This is a genomic window from Paenibacillus sp. EB106-06-01-XG199, from assembly GCF_058791575.1.
In genome coordinates this window covers 211149-226762 of record NZ_JBYTDQ010000001.1, presented here as the reverse complement: position 1 = coordinate 226762, position 15614 = coordinate 211149, and the positions used below count along the sequence as shown (strand labels likewise).

Annotated in this window: 19 protein-coding genes; all 19 read right to left on the bottom strand. The window is 47.6% G+C overall.

Going from position 1 to position 15614, the window contains the following annotated elements; genetic code table 11:
• Nucleotides 1–15 precede the first annotated feature (15 nt).
• Nucleotides 16–801 carry a flagellar biosynthetic protein FliR gene (gene fliR, locus AC3WT9_RS01340; RefSeq protein WP_038600090.1) on the bottom strand — a complete coding sequence of 262 codons (786 nt, stop codon included), beginning with the start codon at nucleotides 799–801 and terminating at the stop codon, nucleotides 16–18.
• Between the two features lie 10 nt (nucleotides 802–811).
• Entirely contained in the window at nucleotides 812–1081 is a 270-nt protein-coding gene (gene fliQ, locus AC3WT9_RS01335) for a flagellar biosynthesis protein FliQ (protein WP_038593488.1), read from the bottom strand.
• A gap of 22 nt (nucleotides 1082–1103) precedes the next feature.
• Nucleotides 1104–1871 carry a flagellar type III secretion system pore protein FliP gene (fliP, locus tag AC3WT9_RS01330; protein ID WP_076110099.1) on the bottom strand — a complete coding sequence of 256 codons (768 nt, stop codon included), beginning with the start codon at nucleotides 1869–1871 and terminating at the stop codon, nucleotides 1104–1106.
• Nucleotides 1868–2395: a flagellar biosynthetic protein FliO gene (locus AC3WT9_RS01325; protein WP_341093986.1), complete on the bottom strand. Its 528-nt coding sequence runs from the start codon at nucleotides 2393–2395 to the stop codon at nucleotides 1868–1870. The genes fliP and AC3WT9_RS01325 overlap by 4 nt, the downstream gene beginning before the upstream one ends.
• Before the next feature lie 9 nt (nucleotides 2396–2404).
• Nucleotides 2405–2770 (bottom strand): response regulator, encoded by a 366-nt coding sequence (locus tag AC3WT9_RS01320; RefSeq protein WP_019910416.1) that lies wholly within the window; start codon nucleotides 2768–2770, stop codon nucleotides 2405–2407.
• A 26-nt stretch (nucleotides 2771–2796) separates the two neighbouring features.
• On the bottom strand, nucleotides 2797–4107 hold the full coding sequence (fliY, locus tag AC3WT9_RS01315) for a flagellar motor switch phosphatase FliY (protein ID WP_341093987.1): 1311 nt from the start codon (nucleotides 4105–4107) through the stop codon (nucleotides 2797–2799).
• Nucleotides 4097–5095: a flagellar motor switch protein FliM gene (gene fliM / locus AC3WT9_RS01310; protein WP_038593500.1), complete on the bottom strand. Its 999-nt coding sequence runs from the start codon at nucleotides 5093–5095 to the stop codon at nucleotides 4097–4099. The genes fliY and fliM overlap by 11 nt, the downstream gene beginning before the upstream one ends.
• Nucleotides 5096–5134: 39 nt before the next feature.
• Nucleotides 5135–5602, bottom strand: coding sequence for a flagellar basal body-associated FliL family protein (locus AC3WT9_RS01305; protein WP_038593503.1), 468 nt, complete (start codon nucleotides 5600–5602; stop codon nucleotides 5135–5137).
• A complete protein-coding gene (locus AC3WT9_RS01300; RefSeq protein ID WP_038593507.1) occupies nucleotides 5599–5823 on the bottom strand; it encodes a flagellar FlbD family protein in 225 nt (74 codons plus the stop codon). The genes AC3WT9_RS01305 and AC3WT9_RS01300 overlap by 4 nt, the downstream gene beginning before the upstream one ends.
• A gap of 84 nt (nucleotides 5824–5907) precedes the next feature.
• The gene (gene flgG, locus AC3WT9_RS01295; protein WP_341093988.1) at nucleotides 5908–6726 is read right to left on the bottom strand and encodes a flagellar basal body rod protein FlgG; all 819 of its coding nucleotides are present in this window, start codon (nucleotides 6724–6726) and stop codon (nucleotides 5908–5910) included.
• 123 nt (nucleotides 6727–6849) lie between these two features.
• Nucleotides 6850–7233, bottom strand: coding sequence for a TIGR02530 family flagellar biosynthesis protein (locus tag AC3WT9_RS01290; RefSeq protein ID WP_076110103.1), 384 nt, complete (start codon nucleotides 7231–7233; stop codon nucleotides 6850–6852).
• A complete protein-coding gene (gene flgD / locus AC3WT9_RS01285; protein ID WP_341093989.1) occupies nucleotides 7230–7721 on the bottom strand; it encodes a flagellar hook assembly protein FlgD in 492 nt (163 codons plus the stop codon). Before flgD ends, AC3WT9_RS01290 begins: the two co-directional genes overlap by 4 nt.
• 28 nt (nucleotides 7722–7749) lie before the next feature.
• On the bottom strand, nucleotides 7750–9384 hold the full coding sequence (locus AC3WT9_RS01280) for a flagellar hook-length control protein FliK (protein WP_341378944.1): 1635 nt from the start codon (nucleotides 9382–9384) through the stop codon (nucleotides 7750–7752).
• 23 nt (nucleotides 9385–9407) lie between these two features.
• Nucleotides 9408–10355 (bottom strand): MotE family protein, encoded by a 948-nt coding sequence (locus tag AC3WT9_RS01275; protein ID WP_341093991.1) that lies wholly within the window; start codon nucleotides 10353–10355, stop codon nucleotides 9408–9410.
• 18 nt (nucleotides 10356–10373) lie between these two features.
• Nucleotides 10374–10817 (bottom strand): flagellar export protein FliJ, encoded by a 444-nt coding sequence (fliJ, locus tag AC3WT9_RS01270; protein ID WP_341093992.1) that lies wholly within the window; start codon nucleotides 10815–10817, stop codon nucleotides 10374–10376.
• 6 nt (nucleotides 10818–10823) lie between these two features.
• Nucleotides 10824–12137 carry a flagellar protein export ATPase FliI gene (fliI, locus tag AC3WT9_RS01265; protein ID WP_038600094.1) on the bottom strand — a complete coding sequence of 438 codons (1314 nt, stop codon included), beginning with the start codon at nucleotides 12135–12137 and terminating at the stop codon, nucleotides 10824–10826.
• Nucleotides 12130–12984, bottom strand: coding sequence for a FliH/SctL family protein (locus AC3WT9_RS01260; protein WP_341093994.1), 855 nt, complete (start codon nucleotides 12982–12984; stop codon nucleotides 12130–12132). The genes fliI and AC3WT9_RS01260 overlap by 8 nt, the downstream gene beginning before the upstream one ends.
• Nucleotides 12977–13993 (bottom strand): flagellar motor switch protein FliG, encoded by a 1017-nt coding sequence (gene fliG, locus AC3WT9_RS01255; protein WP_341093995.1) that lies wholly within the window; start codon nucleotides 13991–13993, stop codon nucleotides 12977–12979. The genes AC3WT9_RS01260 and fliG overlap by 8 nt, the downstream gene beginning before the upstream one ends.
• Nucleotides 13994–13997: 4 nt before the next feature.
• Nucleotides 13998–15587: a flagellar basal-body MS-ring/collar protein FliF gene (gene fliF, locus AC3WT9_RS01250; RefSeq protein WP_341093996.1), complete on the bottom strand. Its 1590-nt coding sequence runs from the start codon at nucleotides 15585–15587 to the stop codon at nucleotides 13998–14000.
• Nucleotides 15588–15614: the final 27 nt, after the last annotated feature.

Sequence of the window (15614 nt, the reverse complement as noted above, 5' to 3'; positions counted from 1 at the left end):
TCTCCTTACAGTCACCTAAGGACTCTTCCCCATAAGCCCCAGCAAATTTTGCATGGACTCAAACATAATGTCGAAGAGATTCTGGAACAAGGCAGCCAGACTCGGCATCAGAATAAGAAGCAGCGCGAGACCTATAATAATTTTGAGCGGTACCCCGATGACGAATACATTATATTGCGGAGCGGTTCTTGCCAGAAAGGCTAAACCGATATCCGTAAGAAACAGCGCGGTAACCAAAGGTGCCGACATTTGAAAGGCCAGCATAAAAGATTGGGCAAAAGAGCGGACCAGAAATTCTGAAAGGCTGCCATTGATCATTTTGACAAACAAATCGTTGTCTAGAGGTACCCAGTTATAGCTGTATACGATCGCATTCAGCAAGTAATGATGTCCATTCATGCTCAGAAACAGCAGCAGGGCGATCATGTACTTAAAGTTACCTATGATTGGGGCCGATGCTCCAGTCATTGGGTCAATGACGTTGGCGATCCCAAATCCGATTTGAATATCAATGAAGGAGCCGGCCGTCTGAATCGTCATAAACATCAGATAGCCGATGAACCCGAGCAGCAAACCTATCAACGCTTCCCTGGCCACTAGCAGAATGTAGGTGAGGTCCTGCGGAACAACAATGCCGGTCCCCCTTGAGCTGAAGACAACTAAGGCGACAAAAAAGGACAATCCGATTTTGAAAGTTGCCGGCAGACTCTGAGAAGAAAACACTGGTATTACAACAAAAAAAGCGGAAATTCGACAAAAAATCAACAGAAAGACGGGAAAACTTTGCAGAAGGGTCTCCATATCCATAGTCTTAACCGATATACATGTAGAGACTGCCCAAAATTTGACTGGTGAAGTCTACCAGCTTCGTAATGATCCAAGGGCCGAACAGCAGTAATGCAAGCAGTACGGCGACGATTTTGGGAACGAACGCAAGCGTCTGCTCCTGAATCTGGGTTGTAGCTTGGAAAATACTGACTATCAGTCCTACCACCAGACCAAGAATCAGCATGGGAGCGCTTGTTTCCAGCACCAAATATACGGCTTGGCCGGCTAGACCGATAATAAACTCCGTATTCATCCCTTATGCCTCCTCTTATACGTCAGGTGTTAAAACTCATCAGCAGTGATTTTACAACTAAGTACCAGCCGTCTACCAGTACGAAGAGCATTATTTTGAACGGTAATGAAATCATGACCGGAGGCAACATCATCATCCCCATGGCCATCAGTGTACTCGAAACTACAATATCAATGATCAGAAAAGGTATAAAAATCATGAAGCCCATTGTAAACGCCTTTTTCATTTCACCAATGGCAAAAGCCGGCACCATCACTGTCAACGGAATATCATTGTACGTGGCGGGTTTGACCGTGGCATTGTTGCCCGTGTAATTCATAAACAAAAGCAGATCTTTGGTGTTCGTCTGTTTGAACATGAATTCCTTCATCGGTTCGGCTGCTTTATTAAGCGCTTCGGACTGAGTTAAGGTACCTTTCATGTACGGCTGCAGCGCCGTTTCATTCACCTGTGCAAGTGTAGGCGACATTATGAAGAGAGTAAGAAAAAGCGCCAATCCTACAAGCACTTGGTTCGGAGGCATCTGCTGTGTACCGAGTGAGGTTCTGACGAAACCCAATACGATGACGATCCGTGTGAAGCTGGTCATTAGAACAAGAAAAGCCGGGGCTACACTCAGAACTGTCACAAGTAGCAGAATAGAGATGGAACTGGTCCCCCCGCTGCTTGAGCCGTTACTGTCGCCTACTTGAATATTAATGTTCGGTATAGGATCTGCGTGTATCGGATGCAAAAGCAAAACACTGAACATACCGAGCAGCAGAAATGAAAGAATCAGCTTTTTTTTCATAAATCCCTCGACTCATCTTTAAGTGCATCATCCCGGAGAAGCTCTTCCATCTTTTCGTTGCGCTCAGGTGCAAGTGCAAGCTTGGATTGCAGGGTCTCATAAAAAGAGGATGTTTCACTAAGTTCGATTTCCTGAGATGGAACCTCACCGCGCACCTTGGCTTTGATTTTGGAAATGAGCGGCACCAGAAAGTTGTTCTGTCCTGACGACTCTTCTTCAAACGTAGAAATGATAAGTGCCACTTCCGCCGGGTCCGTGATTTTATCCAGCATGGATATATTCTCACCGACCCCAATCATGTAAAGGCTGCCGCCGATTTCAATAATCTGCACAGACTTATTGGGGCCCAGTCCGAGCGCACCCAGCGTTCGGATGGAGCGCCCGCTCATTAACGTCTGATTGCGGCGGCCAAGAAAACGGATCAGCAGCACTATTAGAATGACGATTGCCGCAAGGACAAAAATAACGTTGAGTAAACTCAGCAGGGGGTTACTGTTTCCCAGCGGTTCGCTGTTAGCCGGCATGTCTGATTCCTACACGCCCAGCGTTTTGTTGATCGCTTCAATAACACGGTCAGCCTGGAACGGTTTAACAATAAAGTCCTTGGCACCCGCTTGAATCGCGTCAATGACCATAGCCTGCTGACCCATGGCTGAACACATGATGACCTTGGCATTGGCATCTACTTTTTTAATTTCTTTAAGGGCGGCAATTCCGTCCATTTCAGGCATGGTAATATCCATCGTGATCAGATCCGGACGCAGTTCTTTAAACTTCTCAATAGCCTGCGAACCGTCCTGGGCTTCACCCACTACCTCAAATCCGTTCTTTGACAAAATATCCCGGATCATCATTCTCATAAATGCTGCATCGTCCACGATTAGAATTCGGTTAGCCATTTTTAAAAAATCCTCCCTAAGTATGCTTATTGTAATTTTTGAATTCGGTCCCACTGGCTGACGATATCCGTAACGCGAACTCCGAAGTTTTCGTCGATAACTACGACTTCACCCTTGGCAATGAGCTTGTTGTTCACCAGAATGTCAACAGGCTCACCAGCCAGCTTGTCCAGCTCGATAATCGAACCTTGCGACATTTCCAGAATATCTTTGATCTGCTTCTGGGTCCTTCCTAATTCTACGGTCACTCTCAGTGGTATGTCCATCAATAAATTTAAATTATTTTCATCAATATTACCAAAGGCTCCTGCGCTAAGATTAGCGAATTGAACAGGCTGTACATTTACATTGCGTCCAAGAGGCGGCGCCTGTGGTGGAACCTGTCCGTAAGGCATTCCCTGCGGCGGTACTCCATATGGCGGCACGCCCGGCGCTCCATAAGCGGGCATTCCTGCCGGTGGATAATAATAGCCTCCTTCAGGCATCCCCGGATAAGGCGGCATTCCCTGCGGCGGATATTGCGGCGGCACTTCGCCAGGTCCAGGCGGTGTCTGCTGCACTGGAGGTGCTGCAGGAGCCTGGGCAGGTGCAGATGCAGGCGCTGGTGCAGCAGACTTATCCGCTGTCGACACAGCCGCCTCCTGATCCGCCTGGCTGACATCACCGAGCAGCATGCTGACCATATCCTTGGCGAACTGAACCGGTAAAAGCTGCATAATCGTGGAGTCGATAAGATCCCCGATTTTCAGACGGAAGGAAATTTGAATCAAGGTTTCGTCATCCGGAAGACTGCCTACCCCTTCTCCACTCGACATATTCAGGATATCAATTCCCGGAGGCGAGATGTTGACGAACCGGTTGAAGATCGTTGACATGGAGGTAGCAGACGAGCCCATCATCTGGTTCATTGCTTCCTGCACGGCGCTGATATGAATTTCATTCAGCTCTTCATCCTTCGGTTCTCCTTCACCGCCAAGCATTAAGTCGGCAATGACTTGCGCATCCCTGATCTTAATTACCAATGAGTTAATGCCTTGAAAACCATCGACGTACTGTACATGTACGGCAACATGAGGCTTAGGAAAAGCTTCCTCAAACTGTCCGCGGGTAATGATGGACACTTGCGGAGTCGTAATATCTACCTTCTTACCCAGCAAAGTGGAAAGTGCAGTCGCTGCACTGCCAAAAGTAATATTACCGATTTCCCCCAGCGCATCCTGCTCAAATGGTGTCAGGTAATCATCAACTGTCTTTTCCTGTGGTTCCATTGAGCCTTCCGCGGACTGTCTGAGAAGAGCATCGATCTCTTCTTGGGATAAATAGTCTTTACTCGTCAAACTCTTCAGCTCCTTCACTGACAATCTCGTCTATTTGCACAGCTACACGCTCTTTAATCATCCCTGGACTTCCGATGAATTTCAGCTTGTCCCCTACTTTGATCGACAGCCCGGAATCCACGGTCTTATTGAGAGAGATTACGTCGCCGACGCTAAGCCCGAGAAATTCAGCTATGGATAACCTGGATTCACCCAGCTCTGCAACTATAGGCAGCTGCGCCCTGTGAACTCTCGAACGGATAGATTCAAGTTCAACCTCGTCCCGCACCTTCTTCTCAGAAACAAACCATTGGTGTACGGACAGCCTTGTCATAATCGGCTCCAGTACGACATGAGGGATACATAGATTGATCATCCCGGTAGTGTCGCCTATTTTGGTGCTTAACGAGATCAGCGCAATCGTTTCATTCGGTGATACAATCTGCATGAATTGCGGGTTCGTCTCCAGAGCTTCCATCCGTGGATTAATATCCAGAACCGTCTTCCAGGCTTCCTGTAGACTTTCAAAGCATCTGCTGAAAATTCTCTCCATGATGGTTGTTTCAATTTCGGTCAGTGCATTAATCTTGCTTGGTGCTGTTCCAAAACCGCCCAGCAGCCTATCGAGCATGGCGAAGGCAATATTCGGATGCACCTCCATGACCATTCGTCCCTCCAGCGGTTCCGCTTCGAAAATATTCAGAATCGTCATTTTTGGAATGGAACGGATGAACTCATCATAAGGGAGCTGCTCTACTTGTACGACACTGATCTGCACAAAGGTACGCAATTGGGCCGAAAAGTACGTCGTAAGATAGCGGGCAAAGTTATCATGAATCCGCGTAAGACTGCGGATATGATCTTTCGAGAAGCGCACGGCCCGTTTGAAATCGTAAGAGCGGATTTTTTTCTGGGTTTCTTCTTTTTTAAGTTCGTCGGCATCCATTTCACCGGATGAAAGTGCGGCAAGCAGAGCATCAATTTCATTTTGTGATAGTACATCAACCAATTCAATCACCCCCCATCAAACAATTAAACCCGCCAGCAGCTAAATAGAAGCCATAATGAATTTAGTGAATTCGATCTGGGTTATAGACCCTTCAGTCAAATTCTTGTTGATTATATTCACCAGCTTGCTGCTGATTTGATCTTTGCCGCTAGCACCATTCAGATCCTCTGGCTTGGTATCGGCAATCGCCTTAATAATTAGCGGCGTGATCTTAATAGCTTTTATCTTTTCGAATTCTTCCTTGGACTTCGCTGTATCCAATTGGAACGCGATGTCTACTGAAAGGATGTAATCGGGATCGGCAAGATTAGTTTTGATATCGGTGATTTGCGCCGTCAGTTCGACGATTTGATCAGCACTCATTCTGTTGGTTTCCACATTTTGAACTGCCGCTTTCACATCATTCGCATCGCTTGGGAAGATCTTATCCATTAGTAAAAATGCAGCTACTACGATGAGTGTTACCGCAAGTAAAATTGTAATGAGCCACGGCATCATCTTTTTCATGAGAGCTCCTCCATAGACTGGACTTTAATGGTGGCAGCATATGTGCCTATGTCCCTGTTATAATCTCGGATCTTACGTATGACCTCATCGGCTTTTTCAAGCACGATCAGTCTTTTTCCGGTTACCAGTGTAATGTAAGTATCCGGGCCTTCCTCTACCATTTCTACCAGCAAAGCATTTAAAAACATTGGCGTTCCATTCAATCTTGTTACCGAAATCATAACAGGCCTCCTAACAAAAATAGGGGGAGGAGTTCCTCCCCCAAGACTTCACAATACAGCAAGTTTATGATTATGGTTTAAAAATTAACGCTTGAGGTTAACAACTTCCTGAAGGACTTCATCAGAAGTTGTAATAATACGTGAGTTCGCCTGAAAGCCGCGCTGGGTTACGATCATTTCAGTAAACTCACCCGTCAGATCGACATTGGACATTTCCAGCTGACCGGAAACGATTTTCCCTGTACCTGCTTCCGCATCATTCGGAGTCGTTATCACAAGCTCGCCATCGGCATTCGCATTCAGCGTCATGCGGTACAGATTGCCGCCGATTTTCTCCAACCCTTGCGGATTGCTTACTTTAGCCATACCGATTCTAACGCCCGGCTCTGTTGTTCCGTCAGCCATCGTCTGTACGATAGTGCCGTCGCTGGAGATTGAAAACGCCGTTACCTCCGGAGCAAGTTGAATAGCCTCGCTATCGGAATTCAGAACATGCAGTCCATCGGAAGTGATCAGGTTGCGGGCTGCATCCATATGGAAATCACCGGCACGGGTCAGAAAAGGAGTCTCTTGATCATCCGAAAGTCTAACCACGAAGAAGCCGTCTCCGTCAATCCGCAGGTCGGTAGGATTGTTGGTAGTCATGGCACTGCCCGCCAGATGCATGGTGTCTACGGAACCGATGCTTACTCCAAGGCCAATCTGCTGCGCATTGACCCCGCCTTGACCGCCATCAACCGGAGCAGTAACGCCTGATACAGTTTGGCTCATGATGTCCTTGAACATTACACGGCCTGATTTGAAACCGAGTGTGTTCACATTGGCAATGTTGTTGCCGATGACATCCAGCTTGGTTTGAAATCCGCGCATACCTGAAACGCCTGAATACATAGATCTTAACATGATTAATATCCTCCCGGATTATAGAGTCAACGGACCCATAATTTATAAAGTAATTTATATTTGAGCTGTAGACACGTCAGTCGGTCGGCGTCCACTCCGGCTCTCCCGATAGGACCGGCCGGTTTATGAGATAATAACTGCACTATCAATTTGTGTGAACACATTGTCCTTCATAGAGCTTCCATCCATAGCTGTGACTACAGTACGGTTAGGCACACTGACAATTAGAGCCATATCCTTCATTAATATCAAGGATTCTTTGCTACCCTTGGCTGCAGCTTTATCCACTGCCGAAGAGATCTCATCCAATTGACGGGTTCCAAGTTCAATCCCCCGTTGCTCCAGTCGTTTCGCGGCATGATTGCTGAATTTCAGTAAATTCCGCTGAAGCACACTTTCAAATGAAGCTTCTGTTTTGACCGTATTCTTTGCTGCCTGCTGTCGCTGTAGAGCCTGAGGATGTACACTTGAGGGATACAGTTGTCCTATAGTCAACCTGTCGCTCATATTGTCCCCCCGCTCTCCCCGGCGCCGTCTTGAGTCTTATCGCTCACAGTTTCCACTTTAGATGCTGCATTCTGGATTTGTGTAATGTCAGTTAAGGCAATTCGCTCGGTGCCTACAACTGCATATTGCACACCCTTATTGACAACGATGGATTCCACATTTCCTGTCTTTGGAAGTTTGGTTTCCGTATCAGTCCAGGTGACATCCTTGCCGATCAATCCGGAGACCGAACCAAGCGACTGACTCATAGCCGTCATTTGGGTCGAAATATTCATAAGTTGCTCTACTGATGAGAATTGAGCCATCTGGGCGATAAATTCTTTATCCTCCATAGGCTGCGTGGGATCCTGATTCTGCAATTGAGTCATGAGGATTTTCAAGAACTGATCCTTGCCCAGGACGGAGCTCCCTGTTGTTTTCTTGCTGCTGTCAGGAACTACATAATTCCATTGATCTTTGGTAGTCGTTATCGGAGTCGTTGATTCCATTTCATTTCACCTCACTTTTTTCAAAATATTAAGCTTTGGCTGAAAAGCCTCCGCCTTCGTTACGGATATCCTCCTGGCCGTTTGCTACCCAATCCTTCCATTCCCCATTAAGCTCTGCAGCAAGCACCGCATCAGCAATTTCCTCATGACGTTCCTTGGAGCGACCATCCTGCTGTTGCCCTCCGGAAGCCGATTGACGTCCCTGCTGCCCGTTGAACTGGGAAAGAAGCGCTGAATTCTGCGAAACTTCCAATTTCTCGACCTGAAGTCCTTGAGACTGCAATGCGCTGCGCAATTGACTCATCTGCTGCTCAAGCATATCTTTGGCTCCGGAATGCTCAGTCAAGAACTGGGCAATCAAATTGCCGTTTTGCATCGTAATCTTAACATCTACTTGTCCCAAATTTTCCGGAAAAAGCGTAATTATAGCTTCAGCTACCCCGCCTTTTTTTAGAATTTCAAGTTTCCCCGTGATCATTTTGTCCATTTCTTGAGCAAATTGATGAACGGGCACTTGGACTGTCGCTGCCTTCAGCGGCGCTGTGATACCGCCTCTAAGCGACAATTGTCCTGCAGTCACGACATTGTTCTCATCTGCAGTCCCATTGATCTCGGGCAAAGCTTCTTCTAAGATTCCGGATGGTTTAATCTCCGCTCCAGTCTTGGAGGCCGGTGTTGTGATCACCTCTGCCGCAGCAGCACCCGTATTTGTTACAGGCGTAAGCGGCTCTGCGCTCTCAACGTTAGCGGCAGTTGTGGCGGCAGCAATGCCGACAGTTGGTACAGGTGCCTTAGCTTCAAAATGATATACAGGCTTGTTATTCTCAGCCATTGCCTGTTGTTTCAATGTCACAGCAGGAGTATTGCTAAGGATCGTTGCCTCTACCGTTTTGGCTTTATTGTCCTGTACAGAAGTTTCTGCCCGAGTTAACTCTATAGCACTACCGTTATTCTCTAGGGCTGATGACTCCGCATGGACAACTGGTTTTGAATTAAGTTTATTTTCTGGAACAGCAGCTTGGGCCATAATGACCGTGAACTCGTTCAACATCTCAATGCCCTCGGCCGCAATTTTTTCATTCCCGGTAACGGACGACTGCTGAATCAGATTTACTAGACTAGTAAGGTCATCCTGAACAACAAAACGAACAGTCTCTGAATTTTGGGCAAGCGGAGATAAGCCCGATGCGGGGTCAATATCCATGTTTGCTGCACCAGTCTGAGCAGGGTTGTTACTGCCGGACAGCAGTGCCGATACCTGAACCAGCCAGACCTGCAAGGCAGCGAGTAAAGCAGGGTCAGCGCTGATGTTGTCATCCAGCTTCTCAATATCCTGCAAAAGCCCCTCCAGCTGCTTAGAGCTCTCGGAACTTTCTGCATCCTTACCGCCCAGCGATTGACCAGCTTCTTCCCCTGTCGGGCTTGCACTATTCAGCAAACCCTGCAGCAATGAAGCCAGGTTGCCCAGTAAAGGCGTCTCTGTTTCCTTTGCAATTCCTCCAGTCATACTCTGAACTAGAGTCTGGGCAAAAGGCATTGCCGTTGTTGTTCCATTTGCAGCAGTTGCTCCACCAAGGGCTGAAGCTGCTCCGGCTGCAGCAGAAGAAGTTCCTGCCGATGTTGTCAGGTTACCGCCAGAAAGTGATGGAACGACTAAACTCATTATTTTTCACCTCCTTTCAAGTGTTATTTACCACCCATCAGCCGATTTACAATTTTGGCAGTTTGAGTGCTATTTTTCTTCGTCATCTCGCCTAAGATTGAGGATCTTACACTGTCACTCACCGTGTTCAATATCGTAATCACCTTATCAGGGCTAATACTGTACATGGAACCAAGCAAGGTTGCCGCTTCTGTCGCAGGCATGGATGTGAATGTCTGGCTGAGCTTGTCCTTATTGAGATTAGCGCTTGAAGTTGTTGTGGCCACACTAGCCTCATTCTGCTTCAACCTCGATTGAAGGGCTGCAATAGCCATATCGGTAGAATCCGTCGTTTCTTTTAGCTTAATCGAGACATCTGCAGCCTTTTTAGGATCCATTTTTTCCAGAATCGCTGTTTTGCTGGCTTTACTCATGGCGCTGAAAACTTGAACCATTTCTTCGGTAGTTAAATTTTCCATAATCGGAGCTGCCTTGGAGGCTTTCATGCCCGCATACAGCTTGGCTAATTCAGCAACCTTCACTTCATACGGATCTTCCGTCTCCTCAGGAGCAACCTCCGCAGCTGCAGCTTCTTCCTTCATACCGTCAATCTGCTTTTGGAGCGCCTGAACCTGTGTTTGCTGAGTCGTTTTTTCTTCGGTCACCTGCTGCAGCTGTTTGGACTGCTCAGCAACCTGGGCCTTAAGTTTTTTGATCGTTGTTTCCGAACTTGCCTCCTGCTCTTCGCTTTGCGCTTCAGGATCAGCTGCAGTCTCGCTCCCCGGTTCGGCGGGAGGATCAGGAATCACCTTTTCGATAAAAGGGATCTTGTTTCCGATTGCCAGCACGTTGTTGCGGATATCCATATTAAATAGAGTCAACAACACACCAAGCAGTACGAGAGTGAATATGATCGGAATCATTAAGAACAAAAACCGCTCGAATTTACCTGCTGACTCTTCATTTTCAAATTCCATATCATTGTTAGCCACTAGCGGAAACCTCCCGGGTTAGAGGGATTTCATCGCGAAGCGGACGGTAGCCATCTCATCCAGTTCGTTTTGTTCCCGTAAAATCATATTCTGCTGAAATATAGTTTGAGCCTTGTCTTTGGCTTTCAGCCAGACCTTCTCGTCAAGGACCTTGGTGCTGAGATGATCCTGCTTATGCTGCACCTCTACATGAGCCCGGCGGATATCCAAATGCTTGCGGGTGATACAGGTATCCAGATAATCCATGTAATCCTGCATCTCTCGAATCTTGGCCATCGGTGTCTTTTGTTCGGCTGCACTTTGCAGGGACAGCATCAGTGTGCTGCGCTGAGAGATTAATTCATCAAGACTTTTTTCCTGGGCTTGCAATTCTCCGAGCGCACTTGAAAGCATCCACTCTGCCTGTGTTTTTTCGTTGCCTTTCAAGTCCACAACTTTTTGAAAAGTATAATGGAACCTCACTGCTGATCAACTCCTCGAGAACTGTGAAATTAATGATTGTTGAACCTCGGCCAGCGTCACTTTTTCGTTAACTTTCTGTTTCGTGAAATCCCAGATGCTGTCTATATAATGCATCGACTCATCAATCTGGGCATTGGAGCCTCTCTGATAGGCACCGATATTGATCAAGTCCTCTGAATCCTTATATACCGCCATAAGTCGTTTTACATTCTCGGCCGCGTCAATTTGCTCCTCGGGAGCAATATCCTTCATTACACGACTGATGCTGGCCAGTACATCAATTGCAGGAAAGTGGCCTTTATTGGCGATATTCCGGTTGAGCACAATATGTCCGTCGAGTATACCCCGCACAGCATCGGCAATGGGTTCATTCATATCGTCACCGTCAACCAGCACTGTGTAAAAAGCGGTAATGGAACCCGTTGGCCCTGTTCCCGCCCGTTCCAGCAGCTTGGGCAGACTGGCAAATACGGAAGGGGTGTAACCTCTCATTGCAGGAGGTTCGCCTACCGCCAGCCCTACTTCGCGCTGTGCCATAGCGTAACGTGTTACCGAATCCATCATCAGCATCACATTCAGTCCCCGGTCGCGGAAATATTCAGCAATCGTTGTGGCGATCAGTGCACCTTTGATCCGGATGAGTGCCGGCTGGTCGGATGTGGCAACAATAACTACCGAGCGCTGCAGTCCTTCCGGCCCTAAATCACGTTCAATGAAATCCAGCACTTCCCTGCCCCGTTCACCGATAAGGGCAATCACATTCACGTCCGCCGAAGTATTGCGGGCGATCATGCCCATTAGAGTACTCTTACCGACGCCGGACCCTGCAAAAATCCCTACCCGCTGACCTTTGCCGATCGTAAGCAGACCGTCGATCGCCCGGACGCCAATACTGATAGGCTCATGTACCCGGGGACGATTCAGCGGATTGGACGGAATATTGAAGGTAGAGCTATGCGGCATCCGGGCCGGAATCAGTGAGCCGTCAAGCGGCTGGCCCAATCCATCGAGCACCTTGCCAAGCAGTTCGGAACCAACCTGAACGCTCAGCGGTTTGCCTGTACCTACAACATCACAACCGGGACCTATCGCCTGCAATTCTCCAAGAGGCATCAGCAGCACTTTATTATCGCGGAAGCCTACAACCTCAGCTTGCAGCGGCTTATTGCCTTTTGAAGGATAGATGTAACAGACATCACCGATGCTGGCATCCGGTCCTTCTGACTCAACCATCAGCCCGATCACCTGGGTAACCTTCCCGTTAATTCTTACAGGATCGAAATTACGCAGCTGTTCTTTATATCGCCCACTGTCAAGCATCGCCTTCCCCATTTCTGTGCTCCTCGGTGTCTAATGCGATTCGAACCAGCTCTTTCTTAATTTCTGCAAGCTGAGTGTCGATTCGTGCATCAATGCTGCCGAAGGAAGAGCGGATCACACAGCCAAGATCCTTAACTGTGGAATCAGGCAGGATTTGTAGTTCGGCCTGCGAATCCACCGCCAGTGCCAATTCTTCCCTGGCCGCATTGACGAAAGCGAACTGTGCAGGTGAAACGCAGAGGGAGATAAGTCCCTGCTCGCGTTTGCGGGCCAGATTCTTGCGGATCAGATCCAGTGCGAACTGCGGTTCAACCGTCAGCTGCTTGTCCACAATTTTCTCGGCGATACTGCAGCTAAGTTCCACCAGGAAAGGTTCAGCCTCCTGAATAATGACGTCTCTACCGCGGTATGCTTCTTGAAGAACATTACGTGCTTCCTCCATCATCTCCGCAAGCTTCTGCACCATATCCTGTTCAGCCTGTGTGACGCCTTCCTGATACCCTTGCTGAAACGCCTCGGCCTTGATAGCTTCTATAAGGTGCTCATCCTGCTCCCTGCGCTGTCTCCACCATTCCTCAGCTTCATTCCGTGCCGATTCCACAATATTCTCTGCTTCCTGCGATGCGTTCCGGACCTGTCCTTCAGCGAACTCCTGAGCGTCCTTCAGCATTTGCTTGCGTGCTTGCTCTGCCTCTTCACGGGCCGGGTCCTGATATTGAACCTCTCCTGCTGCTGCTGTTTCTTCGTGAGCCGGTTCTTCAACAAGCCCTGCATGCTGCCTGGCTTGTTCCAGCCGTTTAAGCACATCTACGGGAACATATTGAGAATGTTTAATCAGCTTAGACAATGATGTCATCTCCTCCACCACGGGCGATGATAATCTCACCTGACTCTTCGAGTCTGCGGATCGTGCCTACAATGCGGGTCTGTGCTTCCTCAACATCACGCAACCGCACCGGACCCATATATTCCATTTCCTCGCGGAAGCTTTCGGCCATCCGTTTGGACATGTTGCGGAAAATAACATCGCGCACTTCTTCGCTGGCCACTTTGAGTGCAAGCTGTAAATCCGTATTCTCGATATCTTTGATAATGCGCTGGATGGAACGATTGTCCACATTGACAATATCTTCGAACACGAACATCCGTTTTTTGATCTCTTCGGCCAGCTCCGGATCCTGTATTTCCAGGGAATCCAGAATCGTACGTTCTGTCCCCCGGTCAACACCGTTCAGGATCTGTACGATAGATTCGATACCGCCTGCATTCGTATAATCCTGCGTTACTGTTGCAGAAAGCTTCTGCTCCAGCACGCGTTCGATTTGCGTAACGACCTCTGGTGAAGTACTATCCATAATCGCGATTCTTCTCGCAACTTCAGCCTGCTTCTCTTGTGGCAACGAAGAAAGAATGGAAGCTGCCTGCTCAAACTGCAGATAAGATAATACAAGGGCAATGGTTTGTACATTTTCATTCTGGATAAAGTTTAATATTTGATGCGGATCAGCTTTGCGTGCAAAATCAAAAGGTCTGACTTGCAGCGTTGCCGTCAGGCGGTTAATGACCTCCATAGCCTTGGTTGAACCAAGCGCTTTCTCCAGAATCTCCTTGGCGTAGTTAATACCGCCTTGAGAAATATATTCCTGAGCGAGGCATATTTGGTGAAACTCGGACATGATTGACTCTTTCTCGCCGCTGTCTACCTTACGGACATTGGCTATCTCCAGAGTCAACTGTTCAATCTCCTCGTCTCTTAGATGTTTGAATATTTGTGCCGATACCTCAGGGCCTAGTGTGATAAGCAGGATCGCCGCTTTTTGACGGCCGCTGAGACCCTGCTGGCTAGCTTTTGCCATTAGTTCACCTCTGTTCGTCTGCAAGCCATGTACGCAACAAGTTTACGAATTCATCCGGCTTTTTCTTCGCCAGACTTTCCAACTGCTTGCGAACCTGACTTTCATTCGTCACGCTCTCCAAGTTAATAGAAGGAAACTCGGTAGGAACCTGCAGCGGAATGTCTTCTTCCACTTCTTCTTCTTCTGTCTTCTTGCGGCTGCGGTAAATGAAGTATCCCCCGCCTGCGCCGACCAGCAATGCTGCCGCGGCAATGGCCCAAATCATCCACGTAGCAAGTCCGCCCGACCCTGAATCAGCAGCTGTATCTCCAAATTGTTGCGAGAATACCGAAACTTTTTTGGTCAAATCTGCGTCTGTATAAGTGACTCCTGAATCTGCTAGAGTAGCTCTTACAATATTGGTCAGAATATTCTTAATTGCTGCTGAAGTAGTGTCATCCAAAATATTTTTTCCTGTAGGTGGTTCAACCGCAACATTTATGGTTAAATCTTTTACAGTATACGGGCTAGCGATAATATCCTTGGTGATCCGGTTCACTTCGAAGTTCCGGGTCTCTGATGATTCTTCAGATGTAGAAGTGCCTGTATTAGTTCCAGATGGATAACCTGAGACATCTTCTGAGCCCGTACCCGCAACGCCTCCGGTAGTATTTCCTTGCCCCGAATAGGAATTGCTGATAATCTGCGAACTGATTTCAATCCCTTTCATATTCTCTGTATCTACCGGAGTAACAAGATCTTCTTTCCGGTTCTCTTTGTCAAAATTCAACTTAGAGAAGACAAGGACATCGACTTTATCTGGTCCTGTGAGCGTAGTTAGGAACTGTTTCACATTTTTCTTAACTTCTTCTTCAAATTTCTTTTGAAGAGCAAAGTTTTCTTCAACTTGGTTGGTAACCCCTGCCTGTCCGCCTTTAGCTGTCGGCATCAACTCGATCTCGTTATTTGCAATCGTGATGTTGTCAATCGGCAAATTCGGCACAGCAGTTTTTACAAGGTTGAAATAACCGTCAATATTGTCCTGTGAGGGTCTAAATCCTGGATCAAAGGAAAGTACAACGGAAGCCGAAGCCTGCTCCTGACCCTCTTGAGCGGCAAAGACCGTCTCTTTGGGCAAATTAATCAGCACCTTAGCATCCTTGATTCCCTGCATCCGTCTCATCAGCTGTTCCACTTCACCATTTAAAGCATTGTTGTATTTAACATCAAACTCACTGTCCGTCGTACCGATCATCGACGAAGATTCGTCAAACACTTTATATCCGATGGAACCTCCCTGCACGATTCCCTGCGAGCCAATATCCACTTTAATGCGAGCGGCTTCTGTGCTTGGTACGGATATGCTGTGTCCATCTGGACTTAACCGGTATGAAACTCCTTTTGTATCCAGGTAAGTCATGACTCCAGCGGAGTCTGTGCTGTCCAGATCTCGAAATGCTACTTCATATTCCGTTTTCGAAAGCCTCATGGTCAAAACTACGATTATTAAAATAATAATAAACAATGTAGAAAAAAATAAAATCTTCTGTTTAGCGCTAAATCTGTTCCAATACTGGGTGATTTTCTCCCGGTACTGGGCCAATCGTTCATTCACAGTGTCACCCCATCCGAAACTAAGCTA

What these genes read in the sequence shown, in the direction of transcription:
- AC3WT9_RS01325 (WP_341093986.1), bottom strand. Translation starts at nt 2,395, where the DNA reads ATGCCGGCTAACAGCGAACCGCTGGGAAACAGTAACCCCCTGCTGAGT.
- AC3WT9_RS01305 (WP_038593503.1), bottom strand. Translation starts at nt 5,602, where the DNA reads ATGAAAAAGATGATGCCGTGGCTCATTACAATTTTACTTGCGGTAACA.
- AC3WT9_RS01280 (WP_341378944.1), bottom strand. Translation starts at nt 9,384, where the DNA reads ATGAGTTTAGTCGTTCCATCACTTTCTGGCGGTAACCTGACAACATCG.
- fliR (WP_038600090.1), bottom strand. Translation starts at nt 801, where the DNA reads ATGGAGACCCTTCTGCAAAGTTTTCCCGTCTTTCTGTTGATTTTTTGT.
- flgG (WP_341093988.1), bottom strand. Translation starts at nt 6,726, where the DNA reads ATGTTAAGATCTATGTATTCAGGCGTTTCAGGTATGCGCGGATTTCAA.
- fliI (WP_038600094.1), bottom strand. Translation starts at nt 12,137, where the DNA reads ATGCTTGACAGTGGGCGATATAAAGAACAGCTGCGTAATTTCGATCCT.
- flgD (WP_341093989.1), bottom strand. Translation starts at nt 7,721, where the DNA reads ATGGAATCAACGACTCCGATAACGACTACCAAAGATCAATGGAATTAT.
- AC3WT9_RS01320 (WP_019910416.1), bottom strand. Translation starts at nt 2,770, where the DNA reads ATGGCTAACCGAATTCTAATCGTGGACGATGCAGCATTTATGAGAATG.
- AC3WT9_RS01290 (WP_076110103.1), bottom strand. Translation starts at nt 7,233, where the DNA reads ATGAGCGACAGGTTGACTATAGGACAACTGTATCCCTCAAGTGTACAT.
- fliG (WP_341093995.1), bottom strand. Translation starts at nt 13,993, where the DNA reads ATGGCAAAAGCTAGCCAGCAGGGTCTCAGCGGCCGTCAAAAAGCGGCG.
- fliP (WP_076110099.1), bottom strand. Translation starts at nt 1,871, where the DNA reads ATGAAAAAAAAGCTGATTCTTTCATTTCTGCTGCTCGGTATGTTCAGT.
- AC3WT9_RS01300 (WP_038593507.1), bottom strand. Translation starts at nt 5,823, where the DNA reads ATGATTTCGGTAACAAGATTGAATGGAACGCCAATGTTTTTAAATGCT.
- fliQ (WP_038593488.1), bottom strand. Translation starts at nt 1,081, where the DNA reads ATGAATACGGAGTTTATTATCGGTCTAGCCGGCCAAGCCGTATATTTG.